The following is a 15,153-nucleotide window of genomic DNA, read 5'->3' on the forward strand; positions in this document are numbered from 1 at the left end:
CATGAATTCTCCCGACTCCCCGACCATGACCACCCAACCACCCCGTACCCTGTTCGACAAACTCTGGGACGCGCACGTCGTCAGTCCCGAAAGCGACGCCGCGCCCGCGGTGCTTTACATCGACCTGCACCTGATTCATGAAGTGACCTCGCCGCAGGCGTTCACCGAACTGAAGTCGCGCGGCCTGAAGCCGCGCCGCCCGGACCGCACCAAGGCGACGATGGATCACTCCACGCCCACCCTGCCCGCCGGCGCGGACGGCAGGCTGCCCTACTACACGGCCGCCGCCGAATCGCAGGTCCAGACCCTGGCGCGCAACTGCGCCGAACACGGCATCGAACTGTTCGACATGGGTTCCGACCAGCGCGGCATCGTCCACGTCATCGCGCCGGAACTTGGCTTCACCCAGCCCGGCATGACCATCGTCTGCGGCGACAGCCACACCTCCACCCACGGCGCGTTCGGCGCGCTGGCGTTCGGCATCGGTACCAGCGAGGTCGGCCACGTGCTGGCCACCCAGTGCCTGCTGCAGCGCAAGCCGAAGTCCATGGCGATCACGGTGGAAGGCGAACTGGCGCCGGGCGTCGGCGCCAAGGACGTCATCCTGCACATCATCGGCGTGATCGGCGTCAACGGCGGCACCGGCCACGTTATCGAGTATCGCGGTTCCACCATCCGCGCGATGGACATGGAGCAGCGCATGACCCTGTGCAACATGTCGATCGAAGCCGGTGCGCGCGCCGGCATGGTCGCCCCGGACGAGACCACCTTCGCCTGGCTGGCGCAGGCGCCGCGCGCGCCCAAGGGCGCCGACTTCGAGCAGGCCAGGCGCGAGTGGTCGGCGCTGCGCAGCGATGAGGGTGCCCGCCACGACGTGGAAGTGCGCATCGACGCCGCGGACATTCGCCCGACCCTGACCTGGGGCACCCATCCGGGCACCGCCATCGGCGTGGATGTTCCGATTCCCGCCGCCAACGACGCCGCCGCGCGCAAGGCACTGGACTACATGGCGCTGGAGGCGGGCCACACGCTGGCCGGCACCGCGGTGGACGTGGTGTTCGTCGGCTCCTGCACAAATGGCCGCCTGAGCGACATGCGCGAGGTCGCTTCCGTACTGCGCGGCCGCCAGATCGATGCGCGCGTGCGCATGCTGGTGGTGCCGGGCTCGGAGCAGGTCAAGCGCCAGGCCGAGGCCGAGGGCATCGACGCCATCGTGCGTGCCGCCGGTGCGGAATGGCGCGAACCGGGCTGCTCGATGTGCATCGCCATGAACGGTGATCTGGTCGCCCCCGGCCAATTGGCCGTCAGCACCAGCAACCGCAATTTCGAGGGACGCCAGGGCCCCGGCTCGCGCACCCTGCTGGCCTCGCCGCTGACGGCGGCGTGGGCGGCGGTGAACGGAAGGGTCAGCGATCCCCGCGAACTGTTCGGTGCGCGCAAGGAGGTGGCGTGATGAGCGGTTTCCGTGAACTGCGTTCGCAGAGCGTCGTGCTGCGCCAGACCAACATCGACACCGACCAGATCATCCCGGCCCGGTTCCTGTCCACCACCGAACGCGCCGGTCTGGGCCGCAATGCGTTCAACGACTGGCGCTGGCAGGCCGACGGCACGCCCAATCCGGAATTCCCGTTCAACCAGCCGGAAAACGCCGGCCGTGCCGTACTGCTGGCCGGCCGGAACTTCGGCTGCGGCTCCTCGCGCGAACACGCGCCGTGGGCGCTGACCGACCTGGGCCTGCGCGCGATCGTCAGCAGCGAGATCGCCGACATCTTCCGCAACAACAGCCTGAAGAACGGCCTGTTGCCGGTGGTGCTGGCCGAGGACGACGTGCAGGCGCTGATGGAACGCCCCGATGACGAACTGGTCATCGACGTGGCCGCGCGCGAGCTGCGCACGCCCGACGGCCGCGTCTACCCCTTCCCGCTGGATGCCTTCGCCCAGACCTGCCTGCTCGAGGGCGTCGACGAAATGGGCTATCTGCTGGCCCGCCAGGCCGATATCGAACACTACGAGGAAACCCGCCATGCGCGCTGAAATCGCCGTCCTGCCCGGCGACGGCATCGGTCCGGAAGTCACCGCCGCCGCCGTCTCCGTCCTGCGTACCGTGGCCCGTCGCCACGGCCACGACTTCACCTTCACCGAACACGACATCGGCGGCATCGCCATCGATCGTCATGGCGATCCGCTGCCGGCCGCCACGCTGCGCGCCTGCCAGCAGGCCGACGCGGTGCTGCTGGGCGCGGTGGGCGGACCGAAATGGTCCGACCCGAACGCGAAGATCCGTCCCGAGCAGGGCCTGCTGGCGCTGCGCCGTGGACTGGGCCTGTTCGCCAACCTGCGACCGGTCCGCCCGCACCCGGCCGCGCTGAACGCCTCGCCGATCAAGCCGCACCTGCTGACCGGCGTGGATATCATGGTGGTGCGCGAACTGACCGGCGGCATCTACTTCGGCGACAAGACCCGCGACGAACGCGGCGCCAGCGATCTGTGCAGCTACAGCGTCACCGAGATCGAGCGGGTGGTGCGCAGCGCGTTCCGCCTGGCGCGCCAGCGTCGCGGCTACCTGGTGTCGGTGGACAAGGCCAACGTGCTGGAGACCTCGCGCCTGTGGCGCGACGTTACCGCGCGCATCGGCCGCGAGGAATTCGCCGACGTGAAACTGGAGCACGTGCTGGTCGATGCCATGGCCATGCATCTGCTGTCGCGGCCGCGCGAGTACGACGTGATCGTCACCGAGAACATGTTCGGCGACATCCTGACCGACGAAGCCTCGATGCTGGCCGGATCGCTGGGTCTGTTGCCGTCGGCCTCGCTGGGCGACGGCCGGGTCGGCCTGTACGAGCCCATCCACGGTTCCGCGCCGGACATCGCCGGCAAGGGCATCGCCAACCCGTACGCCACCATCCTGAGCTGCGCGATGCTGCTGCGCCACTCGCTGGGCCTGGACGAAGAGGCAGATTGCATCGAGCGCGCGGTCGACGGCGCCCTGAACGCGCAGGTGTTCACCAATGATCTGGCCGCGGGTGGTCGCGGTGTCTCCACCCAGGCCGCCGCCCAGGCGGTGGTCGAACAGTTGAACGAGCACTGCTACGTCGCCGAACTCAGGGACTGAGTCTGCTCTCTCTGACAGGCGGGCTTCGGCCCGCCTTTTTTTGCCTGTCATGCCAGCCGTCCCCCAACTGCTTGTGGTTGAGGCCTGATCCGGCCATAGTCCGCCTCACCAAGCAGAGGACGCGGACATGACGCCCGGCACGAAGCATCGATTGAAACTGGTGGTCTCCGCCTCGCTGATCACGCTTTGGGGCGTCGGCTCGCTGGCGGGATGGCCGGTGCTGGAAGGCGTCCTTCCGCTGGCCCTGGTCTTCCTGCTCAACTCGCCCGCGGAAACGGCCGACGCCAACGAGTCCGGGCTCATGGGCCTCATGCAACCGCGCCTGGTTCCGATCTTCGTCCTGCTGTTTTTCGGCGTGTTCTACTTCGTGGCGAAGCATGGATTCCCGAAGAGCGGGCTCGAAGATGTCTGGCGGGGCTGGTTTGTGATTCCCGTGTGGGTGGCGTTGCTGGCACAACTGGTTCTACAGTCCGATCCGAAACCGGCCGGCGAAGCCCTGGTTCGCGACGAAGGTTCTCCATCGGACGCCTGATTGGCATCCGTTCCCACCTGTCTCCCACACGCATCACCCGCGTGTCCTCGCCCCTACAATGCCGGCATGAAGACCATCGGAATGCTGGGTGGCATGAGCTGGGAATCCACCGTGCCCTATTACCGCCTGATCAACCAGCGCGTGCAGGAACGCCTGGGCGGGCTGCATTCGGCGCGCCTCCTGCTCTACAGCGTTGATTTCCACGAGATCGAACAATTGCAACGCGGCGGCGAGTGGGAGCGCGCGGGGACGCTGCTGGCAGACGGTGCGCGGCGCCTGCAATCGGCCGGTGCCGATTTCCTGGTGATCTGCACCAACACGATGCACAAGGTCGCGCCCGCGGTGGAAGCCGCGATCGCGCTGCCATTGCTTCACATCGCCGATCCGACCGCGAGCGCCGTCGCCGCGGCGGGAGTCCGGCGGGTCGGCCTGCTAGGCACGCGCTTCACCATGGAAGAGGAGTTCTATCGCGAGCGCCTGCAGCGGCGGCATGGCCTGGAAGTGCTTGTCCCCGGGAGCGAAGACCGCCTCGAGGTCCACCGCATCATCTACGAGGAGCTTTGCCGGGGCATCGTCGACGACCGCTCGCGGCACCTCTATCGGGACATCATTGGCCGTCTGGTTGCACGCGGTGCGGAAGCGGTGATCCTGGGATGCACGGAGATATCGCTGCTGGTGGGCACGGACGACTCGCCCGTCCCGCTCTTCGATACCACCGCGCTGCATGCCCGTGCCGCGGCCGACCACGCACTCGGTGCCTGAGTCCGGCAGGCATGCGCAAGGTGCTTTTCATCTGCAGCCAGAACCGTCTGCGCAGTCCGACGGCCGAGCAGGTCTTTGCGGACTGGCCCGGCGTGGAGACCGCGTCGGCCGGCCTGAACAACGATGCTGAAAATCCGCTCACGCCGGAGTTGTTGACGTGGGCGGATCTGGTATTCGTCATGGAACGCGCGCACCGCGACAAGCTGTCGTCGCGCTTCCGTGCCCACCTGGGCCGGCAGCGAATCGTCTGCCTCGATATCCCTGACGAGTACGACTACATGGACCCGGAGTTGATCGCGCTGCTGCGCGCCAAGGTACCGCGGTATCTTCGCTAGGGCGGGCCGAAGCCCACCCTGCGTCAGGCCGCGTTGCCTTCCTCGGGCTTGACCTTGAACCAGGCCGCGTACAGCGCCGGCAGGAACAGCAGGGTCAACAGGGTCGCCACGGTCAGGCCGCCCATGATCGCCACCGCCATCGGCCCGAAGAACGCGCTGCGCGAAAGCGGGATCATCGCCAGCACCGCCGCCAGCGCGGTCAGCACGATGGGCCGGAACCGGCGCACGGTGGCATCGATGATCGCATGCCAGCGGTCATGGCCCGCGTCGATGTCCTGCTGGATCTGATCCACCAGGATCACCGAATTGCGCATGATCATGCCCGCCAGGGCGATGGTGCCGAGCATGGCGACGAAACCGAACGGCACCCGGAAGATCAGCAGCGCCAGAGTCACGCCGATCAGCCCCAGCGGCGCGGTCATCGCCACCAGCGCCATCCGCGGGAAGCTGCGCAGCTGCAACATCAGCAGGGTCGCCACCACCAGCAGGAACAGCGGCATGCCCGCGTTGATGGAATTCTGCCCGCGCGCCGAATCCTCGACGGTGCCGCCCGTCTCCAGCAGGTAGCCTTCCGGCAGCGCCTTGCGGATGTCCTCCAGGGTCGGCTGGATCTGCCCCACCACGGTCGGCGGGGTCAGATCATCGGTATTGAGATCCGCACGCACGGTCACCGTCGGCAGGCGGTTGCGGTGCCAGATGATGCCGTCCTCGAAGGCGTACTCCAGGTTGGCGATCTGCGACAGCGGCACGCTTCCGCCATTGCTGGTCGGCACCGCCAGGCTGCCGACCAGATCCATGCGCGCGCGTTCCTGCTCCGGACCACGCAGCAGGATCTCGACCAGCTCGTTGCCCTCGCGATAGGTGCTCACGTGCAGGCCCGACAGTGAACTGGTCAGGAAGTGCGATACCTGCGCGGTGCTCACGCCGAGCGCGCGGGCGCGATCCTGGTCGATCACCAGGCGCACGATCTTGCTGGGTTCATCCCAGTCGAGATTGACGTTGGCGACATTGGGGTTCGCGCGCACCTTCTCGGCCACCTGGCGTGCCAGCGCCTGCACGCGATCAATATGTTCGCCCGACACGCGGAACTGGATCGGATAGCCCACCGGCGGTCCATTCTCCAGCCGGGTCACCCGGAACTGCAGTTGCGGGAATTTCGGCGCGACTTCCTCAATCAGCCATTTGCGTGTCGATTCGCGCGTCTCGATGTCATCGGCCAGCACCACGAACTGCGAGAAATTGGCCTGTGGCAATTGCTGGTCCAGCGGCAGGTAGAAACGCGGCGAGCCGGTGCCGATGTAGGCCACGTAGTTCTGGATGCCTTCGCGCTTGGCCAGCAGCTTCTCCAGTTGGCGCGCCTGCGCGTCGGTGGACTTGAGCGAGCTGCCTTCGGCCAGCTCCAGATCCACCATCAGTTCCGGACGCACCGAATCGGGGAAGAACTGTTGCGGAATGAAACGGAACATCACGATCGACAGTACGAATGCCAGCACGGTCACGCCAATCACCAGCCAGCGATGGCGCAGGCAGGCATCCAGCAGCTTGCGGAACTTCTGGTAGAACGGCCGCTGGTAGGGGTCGTGATCATGGGCGTCATGCGGCGCGGGTTCCAGCCAGCCGGCCAGTGTGGGATGGCGATCGGCCAGGCGCGCGCGCAGGCCATGCCAGCGCGCGGCCAGCGAACCCGGTTTGGGCGGGCGCGGCTGGTCCAGATCCGGCAGCATCTTGTCGCCGAGATAGGGAATGAACAGCACCGCCGCGATCCACGACACCACCAGCGCGATCGTCACCACCTGGAACAACGAGCGCGTGTATTCGCCGGTGCTCGACGCGGCGGTCGCAATCGGCAGAAAGCCGGCCGCGGTGACCAGGGTGCCGGTCAGCATCGGGAAGGCGGTCGACTCGTAGGCAAAGCTCGCCGCCTTCAGCCGGTCGTAACCCTGCTCCATCTTGATGGCCATCATCTCCACCGCGATGATCGCGTCGTCCACCAGCAGGCCCAGCGCCAGCACCAGCGCGCCCAGCGAGATCTTGTGCAGGCCGATGCCGAAGTAATGCATCACCGCGAAGGTCATCGCCAGCACCAGCGGGATCGAGACCGCCACCACCAGGCCGGTACGCAGACCCAGCGAGAAGAAGCTCACCACCAGCACGATGATCACCGCCTCGGTCAGCACCCGCACGAACTCGCCGACCGATTCCTCCACCGCATGCGGCTGGTCGGATACCTTGCGCAGCTGCATGCCGACCGGAAGGGTCTTCTGCAGGCGCTGGAATTCGTGTTCCAGGGTATCGCCCAGCTTGAGGATGTCGCCGCCGTCCTTCATCGCGACCGCGATGCCGATGGCATCCTCGCCCATGAAGCGCATCTTCGGCGCGGATGGATCCGCGAAGCCGCGACGCACTTCGGCGATGTCGCCCAGGCGCACCGTGCGGCCGCCGGCGTGGATCGGGAACTCGCGGATCTCCTCGACCGAACTGAATTCGCCGCTGACGCGCAGTTGCACGCGATCGCTCGGCGTCTCGAAGAAGCCGGCCGGGGTCATCGCGTTCTGCTCGTCCAGCGCCTGCTGCACCGCCGTCAACGGGATGCCCAGCGTCGCCAGCTTGGTGTTGGACAGTTCAATCCAGACCTTCTCGTCCTGCAGTCCGACCAGTTCCACCTTGCCCACGTCGGATACGCGCTGCAGTTCCAGCTGGATGCGGTCGGCGTAGTCCTTCATCACCGCATAGTCGAAACCCGGCCCGGTCAACGCATAGATGTTGCCAAAGGTGTCGCCGAACTCGTCATTGAAGAACGGCCCCACCACGCCTTCGGGCAGGGTATAGCGGACGTCGCCGACCTTCTTGCGGATCTGGTACCAGAGTTCGGGAATGTCCCTGGAGTTGAGCGAATCCCGGGCCATGAAGATGACCTGCGACTCGCCAGCCCGCGAATAGGAACGGATGAACTCGTACTTCCCGGTGGTCATCAGCGCCTTCTCGATGCGCTCGGTGACCTGCTTGGACACTTCGTCCGCGGTCGCGCCGGGCCATACCGTGCGCACGACCATCGCCTTGAAGGTGAACGGTGGATCCTCGGATTGGCCCAGGTGCCGGTACGACCAGGTACCGATAAGCGCCAGCACGATCATCGCGAACAGCACCAGCGAGCGGTTGGTCAGGGCCCACTCGGAGACATTGAAGCGGCGCATGGTCAGCGACTCCCTTCAATGGATGCGACGCGAAGCTGCCGCGCGGGCGCGCGCGCCATGCTGATCGTCGCTTTCATCAGCGCGCTTCCTTGGCGGGCACCGCCAGCACGGGGCGGTTGTCCCGATCCACGGGCGTCACCGCCACGCCTTCGCGCAGCAGATGGCCGCCGCCGGCCACGACCCAGTCGGTCGCGGCGACGCCGGACAGCACGGGTACTTCGGTATCACCATAGGCGCCGAGCCGAACCGGTCGCAGCGACACCTTGGCGGTCTTCGGATCCACCACCCAGACCGCGGTGCCGCCCTTGGCACCACGCTGCACCGCCGACAGCGGCAGCTTCAATGCCGCCTTGGCGCCATGTTCCTGTACGTAGACGCGCGCGCTCTGGCCCAGCTCGACCGCGTTGACCGCTTCGCCGACCAGGCTGACCCGCGCGGCGTAGGTGCGGGTCTGCGAATCGGCCGCGGGTGCGATTTCGCGGATGGTGCCCGGCAACCGCTCACCCGGCGCATTCCATAGTTCCACCAGTACCGGCTGATCGACGCTGAACTCGCGGATGCGGTTTTCCGGCAGGCCGATCGCGACCTCGCGCCCGCCATCGGCGGCCAGCGTGTAGATGGTCTGGCCGGCGGCCACCACCTGGCCCGCTTCGGCCTGGCGGCTGGCGATCACCCCGTCGCGCGGCGCGCGCAGTTGCGAATAGCCCGCCTGGTTGCGCATCACTTCCATCTGCGCGCGGGCGGCGCGGGCGCGGCCTTCGGCGGCCTTCCAGGCCGCGACCTGCGCATCGTAGGCCGAGCGGCTGACTACCGACTGCTCGACCAGCTTGGCATAACGGTCCCGATCGCCCCGGGTGCGGGCCAGTTCGGCCTCGGCCGCGGCCAGTTCGGCGCGCGCGGCCTGCTCCTGCAGGCTGAAATCACCCGGATCCAGCAGCGCCAGAATTTCTCCGCGCCGCACCCGCGCGCCGGCATCGACGTTTCGACGGGTCAGGTTGCCGCCGACCCGGAACGACAGCGGACTTTCCTCGCGGGCCCGCACCTCGCCCGCGTAAGCCGTCAGCGCGGCCTCGACCCCGCCGGCGGGATGCACCACCATGGCCGGCCGCGGGGTTTCCGCGGCTTCATCGCTTCCTCCGCAGGCCGACAGCGCCAATCCGAGGAACAGACCCATTCCGATCCCGCGCAAGCCGTGCCTGTGCATCGCGACTCCGTTGTCATTCAGTAATTAATGGACTTGCCGGTATAGTATAAATATCGAACCGAGTAGTCTAGTATTGCCGAATGGCCAGCCCCGTTCCCCCCGCCAGCCGCCGTCCTGCCGCCAAGCCCGCCACCGGGCCGGGGCGTCCGAAGGATCTCGGCAAGCGCGCCGCCATCCTCGACGCCGCCAAGCGGCTGTTCGCCCGCGAGGGCTTCGGAGGAACCTCGATGGATCAGATCGCCGCCGAGGCCGGCGTCTCCAAGCTGACCGTATACAGCCATTTCGGTGACAAGGAAGCCTTGTTCACCGAGGCCGTGCGGGCCAAATGCGAGGAAATGCTGCCCGACGATCTGTTCCAGATCGAACTCAAGGGACCGCTGCGCGACCAGTTGCGGGTCATCGCCCAGGCGTTTTTCGCCCTGATCAGCAGCGACGAGGCCATCAGCACCCACCGGATGATGCTGGTGCCCGGCAACATCGACGACAACCTGAAGCAGGTGTTCTGGCAGGCCGGGCCACAGCGCACCCACGACGCCTTCGCGGCCCTGCTGCAGGCGCGCGTGGATGCCGGCGAGCTGGATATCCCCGACGTGCCCCGGGCCGCCGAGCAGTTCTTCAGCCTGATCAAGGGCGATCTCCATGGACGCATGATGTGCGGCCTGTGCGAGCGGCCCGGCCGGGGTGACGTGGACAGCCACCTGGATGCCGGCGTGGACCTGTTCCTGCGGGCCTACGGAAAGCGCTAGGCTCATGCGGCCGAGGATGCCCGACGGAGGTCGCGGTGACTTCCGGCACTGCGCCCTGCGGGGGCCAGCCGCGATCCTTCCCGAGCGCGACCGGGGCCGTCCCGGTAAAATGCTCGACCCAGTCCCACGCGCCGGATGATTTCCCCCATGACGATCGATTACTCCCTCGCCCGCGAAAACATGGTCGAACAGCAGGTACGTCCCTGGGACGTGCTGGAAGTCCGCGTGCTGGACGTGCTGGCCACGCTGCCGCGCGAGGCGTTCGTCCCGGAGATTCACCGCGCGCTGGCCTACGCGGATCTGGAGATCCCGCTGGGCCATGGCCAGAAGATGATGAAGCCGGTGCTCGAGGGCCGTACCCTGCAGGCGCTCAACATCCAGTCCGATGAGGAAGTGCTGGAGATCGGCACCGGCAGCGGCTACATGGCGGCCTGCCTGGGCGCGCTGGCGCGCGACGTGGTGAGCCTGGAAATCCAGCCCGAACTGGCCGCCGCCGCGCGCGAGCGCCTGGATCGCACCGGCCTGGGCAACAACGTCCGCATCGAAACCGCGGATGCGCTGCACTACACGACCGAGCGCCGCTTCGATGCGATCTGCGTGACCGCGGCGGTGGACAGCATCCCGGTGCGTTTCCTGGAATGGCTGCGCCCCGGTGGCCGCCTGTTCGTCGTGCGCGGACAGTCGCCGGTGATGGAAGCGGTCCTGCACCACGCCGATGTCAACGGCGGCCGCATCGAATCGTTGTTCGAGACTGATCTCGCCTACCTTGTCGGCGCCGCCCCGGCGCCGAAGTTCGTCTTCTAAAGGATCAATAAGGAAACCGCATGAGCCGTCGCCCCCTCGTACTCGCGCTCGCCCTTGCCCTGCCCGTCGGCGCCAGCGCCACCGACCTGCTCCAGACCTTCGATCTGGCGCGGACCGGCGATACCCAGCTGTCGATCGCCGAGTCCAACACGCTGAGCACCAAGGAAGGCAAGGTGCAGGCACGCGCCGCGCTGCTTCCGCAGCTCAATGGCTCGGTGGGCTATGAGCGTTCGCACAGCAGCCGCCCCGGCAATTTCCAGCAGGATGAATTCGGCAACGTCGTCGCGGTCGGTGACACCAAGGGCCGCACCTACGGCGCCACGGTGAGCCAGTCGATCTTCGACTGGAGCCGCATCTCCAACCTGCGTGCCGAGCGCGCCAACAGCTCCGCGGCCGACTACAGCCTCAACTCGTCGAACCAGGAACTGATCACCCGCACGTCGGCGGCCTACTTCGACGTACTGATCGCGATCGAGTCGCTGGCCGCGGCCCAGACCAACGAAGCTGCCGCCAAGAAGCAGTTCGACTACACCCAGAAGCGCCTCGAAGTCGGCCTGGCGCCGATCACCGACGTGCATGAAGCCCGTGCGCAGTACGACAGCGCCCGCGCCAGCACCATCCTGAGCCGCAACACCCTGGACGACACCTATCGCGCACTGACGGAGCTGACCGGCCAGCCGATCAGCAACCTGCAGGGCCTGCCGGACGATTTCCGTCCCGAACTGCCGGCCGAGCAGTCGGCGCAGGGCTGGGTGGATCGCGCGGTCGAACAGAATCCGGCACTGAAAGCCGCCGAGTTCCAGAAGCAGGCCGCCGACTTCGGCGTGTCCAGCGCGCGCGCCGCTCACTACCCGACCCTCAGCTTCCAGGGCAGCTACAGCAACGGCGCCAATTGGGATTCGGTGCACGGCCCCGGCAGCCCGGGCATTTCGAGCGATTCCGAAGGCCACCGGTGGGGTATCACCCTGAACGTGCCGCTGTTCGCCGGTGGCGCCACCCAGTCGCGCGTGCGCCAGGCCCTGGCCCAACGCGATATCGCCGACGACACCGTCGAGCAGACCAAGCGCGCCCTGGTCCGCAACACCAGCAATGTCTATCAGGCGCTGGTCGCGGGCGTGAGCGAAGTCGAGGCCCGCCGCCTGGCGGTGGTGTCGGCGCAGAGCGCCTACGACGCTTCCGAAGTCGGCCTGGAAGTCGGTACCCGCACCGTGCTGGACGTGCTGCAGAACCAGCGCACACTGTTCCAGGCGCAGGTCGAGTATGCCCGCTCCAAGTACCAGTACCTGCAGAACCGGCTGTTGCTGGAGCAGGCCGCCGGCACGTTGGAGCGCGCCGATGTCGAAGACGTGAACCGCCTGCTGACGGTCAACGCCGAGGCGCGTCTGGCGCCGGCGGCCACCGGTACGAACTAAAACTATCTTCCGGGCAACAACCAAAAAGGCGGGCTTCGGCCCGCCTTTTTTAGTTGCTCCAAGAATATGACTAATCTAATTTTGAAGGATTTTCTCTTCGAACTAACCGATAGATAACAACTACATGTAGAAACGTTCATAGCTTCAACGCTCCCATCCGCTAAGAAGGAGCTAGCAATGAAAAAGTGTGTAGTTGCATTTGGCACTGCTGCGATCCTGTGCCTGGCAACGCAAGGGGCTCAAGCCGCTTGGACAAGAACGGTTTATGGAAGCGGTTCCGGTTCAACACAGGCCAGCGCCATGAACTTCGCCACAATGGAAGTCAAACGACAATGTGCATTCATGGGTGGTGACTCAAGGTTCGCCAGAGTTAACGTGATAAGCCAACAACAGGTCGGAAAGTTCGGACCTTGGATTGTGAGGGTAACGATGGCCTGTACCGTCCCTTGAGTCGTCCGAGGTACGGAGCAACAGCAATGGAGACTGTTGCTCCGTTTGAACTAAGAGGATATAGCTTCGGCCACCCATAAAGCCGCAATCTCTTCTCCACTGAAGCCGAATTCGCGCAAGATTTCCTCCGTATGTTGCCCTAGCGTGGGCGGCGCGCTTCGATAGCGCACCGGCGTGGCCGACAGTCTCAGCGGGCTGGCCACCAACGGCAGCGCATCCCGCGCGGGATGATCCACGGCCACTTGCAGGCCGCGTGCACGCACCTGCGGATCCGCGAACACTTCGTCGATGTCGTTGACCGAACTGCATGGAATGCCGCCCGCTTCTAGCGCCGCAAGCCAATCCGCGCGTACGCGCATGCGCATCGCGTACGCGATCAATGGAACCAGCACGTCGCGGTTGCGCACGCGATTGGCGTTGCGGGCGAAGCGCGGATCGCCGGCCCATTCCGGATGTCCGGCGATGGCGCAGAAGCGCGCGAACTGCGCGTCATTGCCGACCGCGAGAATGACGTGGCCGTCGGCGACCTCGAACGCCTGGTACGGCACGATGCTCGGATGGCCGTTGCCCATCCTTTGCGGCACGACGCCGCCCACCAGGTACTGGCTGCCGAGATTGGCCAGCATCGCCACCTGCGCATCGAGCAGCGCCATGTCGATGACCTGTCCCTCGCCGGTCGCGTCGCGATGCCGCAGCGCGGCCAGGATGGCGACGGTGGCGTACATGCCGGTGAACAGATCGGCGACGGCGACGCCCACTTTCTGTGGTCCCGCGCCGGGCAGACCGTCGCGTTCGCCGGTCACGCTCATCAGGCCGCCCAGCCCTTGCACGGCGAAGTCGTAACCGGGGCGGCGCGCATACGGCCCGGTCTGTCCGTAGCCGGTGATCGAGCAATAGATCAGGCGCGGATCGTCGGTGCGCAGGCGGGCGGCGTCCAGTCCGTAGCGCGCCATGTCGCCGACCTTGAAGTTCTCCACCACCACGTCGCAGCCCCGCGCCAGCCGGCGGATCAACGCCTGCCCGTCGGCGGTCGCGATATCCACCGCCAGCGATCGCTTGTTGCGGTTGGCGCACAGGTAATACGACGACTCGCCGGTCTCGTGGCCATCGTGATCGCGCAGGAATGGCGGACCCCAGCCACGGGTATCGTCACCGCTGCCGGGGCGCTCGATCTTGATCACGTCCGCGCCCAGATCCGCGAGCGTCTGCGTGCACCAGGGCCCCGCCAGCACCCGCGACAGGTCCAGCACGCGCACACCGGACAGCGACTGTGGAGGAATGGCGGGCGTGCTCACCGGCGCAGTCAGTCCACCGAGGGCGGCAGATCCGGCTGGATCATCGCCAGCGTGCGCGCCAGCGCGCCACGTCCGTGTTCGACCAGCGCGCGTCCGTTGTCGGCCATGCGCTGGCGTTCGATCGGGTCCTCGAGCAGGCGCTGCACGCCGGCCGCCACCGCCTGCGCGTCCTGGCCGACGATCAGCGCATCGGCCTCCCTCAGCCGCTTGGCGATCTCGACGAAATTGTGCAGGTGCGGACCGGTCACCGCGGGGGTGCCCACCGCGGCCGGTTCCAGCAGGTTGTGGCCGCCGATCGGCTGCAGGCTGCCGCCGACGAAAGCCACATCCGCGCAGGCGTAGAACGAAGCCAGTTCCCCCAGCGTATCGATGACGAACACGTCGGTATCCGCGGCCGGCCAGCGCTTCCCGCGACGGGAGGCCGTGCGCAGGTGCGCGGCTTCGGCCGCTTCCTGCACGCGCGGGAAGCGCTCGGGATGGCGCGGCGCCCACAGCAGCAGCAGATCCGGCCAGCGCGCGCGCAGATGGCGGTGGATCGCCAGCACCGCCGATTCCTCGTCCTCGTGGGTACTGGCCGCGATCCAGACCGGACGCGGGCCGACGCTCTCGCGGAAGCCCGCCACGAATCCGTCCAGTCCATCGGGAACACGCACATCGAACTTGAGGTTGCCGATATCGCGCACCTGTTCCGGATCCGCGCCGAGCACCACGAACCGGCGCGCATCCGCATCGGACTGCGCGGCGACCCGGCGCAGGGTACGCAGGGTGCGCGCGATCAACGGCCGCAGCACGCTGTAGCCGCGCAGCGAACGCGCCGACAGGCGACCGTTGAGGATGTAGGTCGGTATGTGGCGGTCCTGGCAACCGAACAGCAGGTTGGGCCAGAGCTCGGTTTCCATCACCAGGCCGATCGCCGGGCGGTAATGGTCCAAGAAGCGTCCGACCGCGCCGGGCAGGTCGTAGGGCGCGTAGACGTGTTCGACACTGTCGCCCCATAGGGCGGCGACCCGCTCCGAGCCGGTCGGGGTGATGGTGGTGACCACCCAGCGCAGGTCCGGACGCGCGCGGCGCAAGGCTTCCACCACCGGCGCGGCGGCGTTGACTTCGCCCACCGACACCGCATGCAGCCAGATGTCCGCCGGCTCCGGCTTGCGCTCATAACTGCCGAAGCGCTCGTTCCAGCGCTGGAAGTACTCGGCGAAGCGGAAACCGCGCCAGATCAGGTGGTACACGGTGACGGGCGTCAACAGGTACAGCGCGCCCGAGTACAGGCCACGCAACAAACGCTCGGTGAAGTCCTTCCGCAT

At 66.8% G+C, this 15,153-nt stretch carries 13 protein-coding genes; 9 read left to right on the forward strand and 4 right to left on the reverse strand.

The features are described from left to right. Position 1 precedes the first annotated feature (1 nt). The 6 genes from leuC to IB228_RS07990 all read left to right on the forward strand — a co-directional run bounded on the left by leuC (position 2) and on the right by IB228_RS07990 (position 4,741). Positions 2–1,453, forward strand: a complete 1,452-nt coding sequence (leuC, locus tag IB228_RS07965; RefSeq protein WP_225562319.1) for a 3-isopropylmalate dehydratase large subunit — start codon at positions 2–4, stop codon at positions 1,451–1,453. Beyond that, a complete protein-coding gene (gene leuD / locus IB228_RS07970; protein ID WP_141455471.1) occupies positions 1,453–2,034 on the forward strand; it encodes a 3-isopropylmalate dehydratase small subunit in 582 nt (193 codons plus the stop codon). Before leuC ends, leuD begins: the two co-directional genes overlap by 1 nt. After that, a complete protein-coding gene (gene leuB, locus IB228_RS07975) occupies positions 2,024–3,112 on the forward strand; it encodes a 3-isopropylmalate dehydrogenase (RefSeq protein WP_192198025.1) in 1,089 nt (362 codons plus the stop codon). Before leuD ends, leuB begins: the two co-directional genes overlap by 11 nt. A gap of 127 nt (positions 3,113–3,239) precedes the next feature. Continuing rightward, entirely contained in the window at positions 3,240–3,644 is a 405-nt protein-coding gene (locus IB228_RS07980) for a hypothetical protein (protein ID WP_192198026.1), read from the forward strand. A gap of 66 nt (positions 3,645–3,710) precedes the next feature. Continuing rightward, entirely contained in the window at positions 3,711–4,406 is a 696-nt protein-coding gene (locus IB228_RS07985; RefSeq protein WP_192198027.1) for an aspartate/glutamate racemase family protein, read from the forward strand. An 11-nt stretch (positions 4,407–4,417) separates the two neighbouring features. Further along, positions 4,418–4,741: a low molecular weight protein tyrosine phosphatase family protein gene (locus tag IB228_RS07990; protein ID WP_192198028.1), complete on the forward strand. Its 324-nt coding sequence runs from the start codon at positions 4,418–4,420 to the stop codon at positions 4,739–4,741. A gap of 23 nt (positions 4,742–4,764) precedes the next feature. Here IB228_RS07990 and IB228_RS07995 read toward each other — a convergent pair whose 3' ends face one another. After that, positions 4,765–7,935 carry an efflux RND transporter permease subunit gene (locus tag IB228_RS07995; RefSeq protein WP_192198029.1) on the reverse strand — a complete coding sequence of 1,057 codons (3,171 nt, stop codon included), beginning with the start codon at positions 7,933–7,935 and terminating at the stop codon, positions 4,765–4,767. A gap of 76 nt (positions 7,936–8,011) precedes the next feature. Next, positions 8,012–9,109, reverse strand: a complete 1,098-nt coding sequence (locus IB228_RS08000) for an efflux RND transporter periplasmic adaptor subunit (RefSeq protein WP_225562320.1) — start codon at positions 9,107–9,109, stop codon at positions 8,012–8,014. Positions 9,110–9,219: 110 nt separating this feature from the next. Here IB228_RS08000 and IB228_RS08005 point away from each other — a divergent pair, with 110 nt between their 5' ends. From IB228_RS08005 to IB228_RS08015, 3 genes are all read left to right on the forward strand, one after another. Next, positions 9,220–9,885, forward strand: a complete 666-nt coding sequence (locus tag IB228_RS08005; protein WP_183639335.1) for a TetR/AcrR family transcriptional regulator — start codon at positions 9,220–9,222, stop codon at positions 9,883–9,885. A gap of 147 nt (positions 9,886–10,032) precedes the next feature. Further along, a complete protein-coding gene (locus IB228_RS08010; protein ID WP_183639336.1) occupies positions 10,033–10,689 on the forward strand; it encodes a protein-L-isoaspartate O-methyltransferase in 657 nt (218 codons plus the stop codon). Positions 10,690–10,709: 20 nt separating this feature from the next. Beyond that, entirely contained in the window at positions 10,710–12,101 is a 1,392-nt protein-coding gene (locus tag IB228_RS08015) for a TolC family outer membrane protein (protein ID WP_192198031.1), read from the forward strand. A gap of 500 nt (positions 12,102–12,601) precedes the next feature. Here IB228_RS08015 and IB228_RS08020 read toward each other — a convergent pair whose 3' ends face one another. Together IB228_RS08020 and waaA are read right to left on the reverse strand one after the other, a co-directional pair. Continuing rightward, positions 12,602–13,846 carry a CaiB/BaiF CoA-transferase family protein gene (locus IB228_RS08020; protein WP_343227059.1) on the reverse strand — a complete coding sequence of 415 codons (1,245 nt, stop codon included), beginning with the start codon at positions 13,844–13,846 and terminating at the stop codon, positions 12,602–12,604. Positions 13,847–13,854: 8 nt separating this feature from the next. After that, positions 13,855–15,153 (reverse strand): lipid IV(A) 3-deoxy-D-manno-octulosonic acid transferase, encoded by a 1,299-nt coding sequence (gene waaA, locus IB228_RS08025; RefSeq protein WP_192198032.1) that lies wholly within the window; start codon positions 15,151–15,153, stop codon positions 13,855–13,857.

It is taken from the genome of Pseudoxanthomonas sp. PXM04 (assembly GCF_014851695.1).
Lineage (GTDB): Bacteria > Pseudomonadota > Gammaproteobacteria > Xanthomonadales > Xanthomonadaceae > Pseudoxanthomonas_A > Pseudoxanthomonas_A beigongshangi.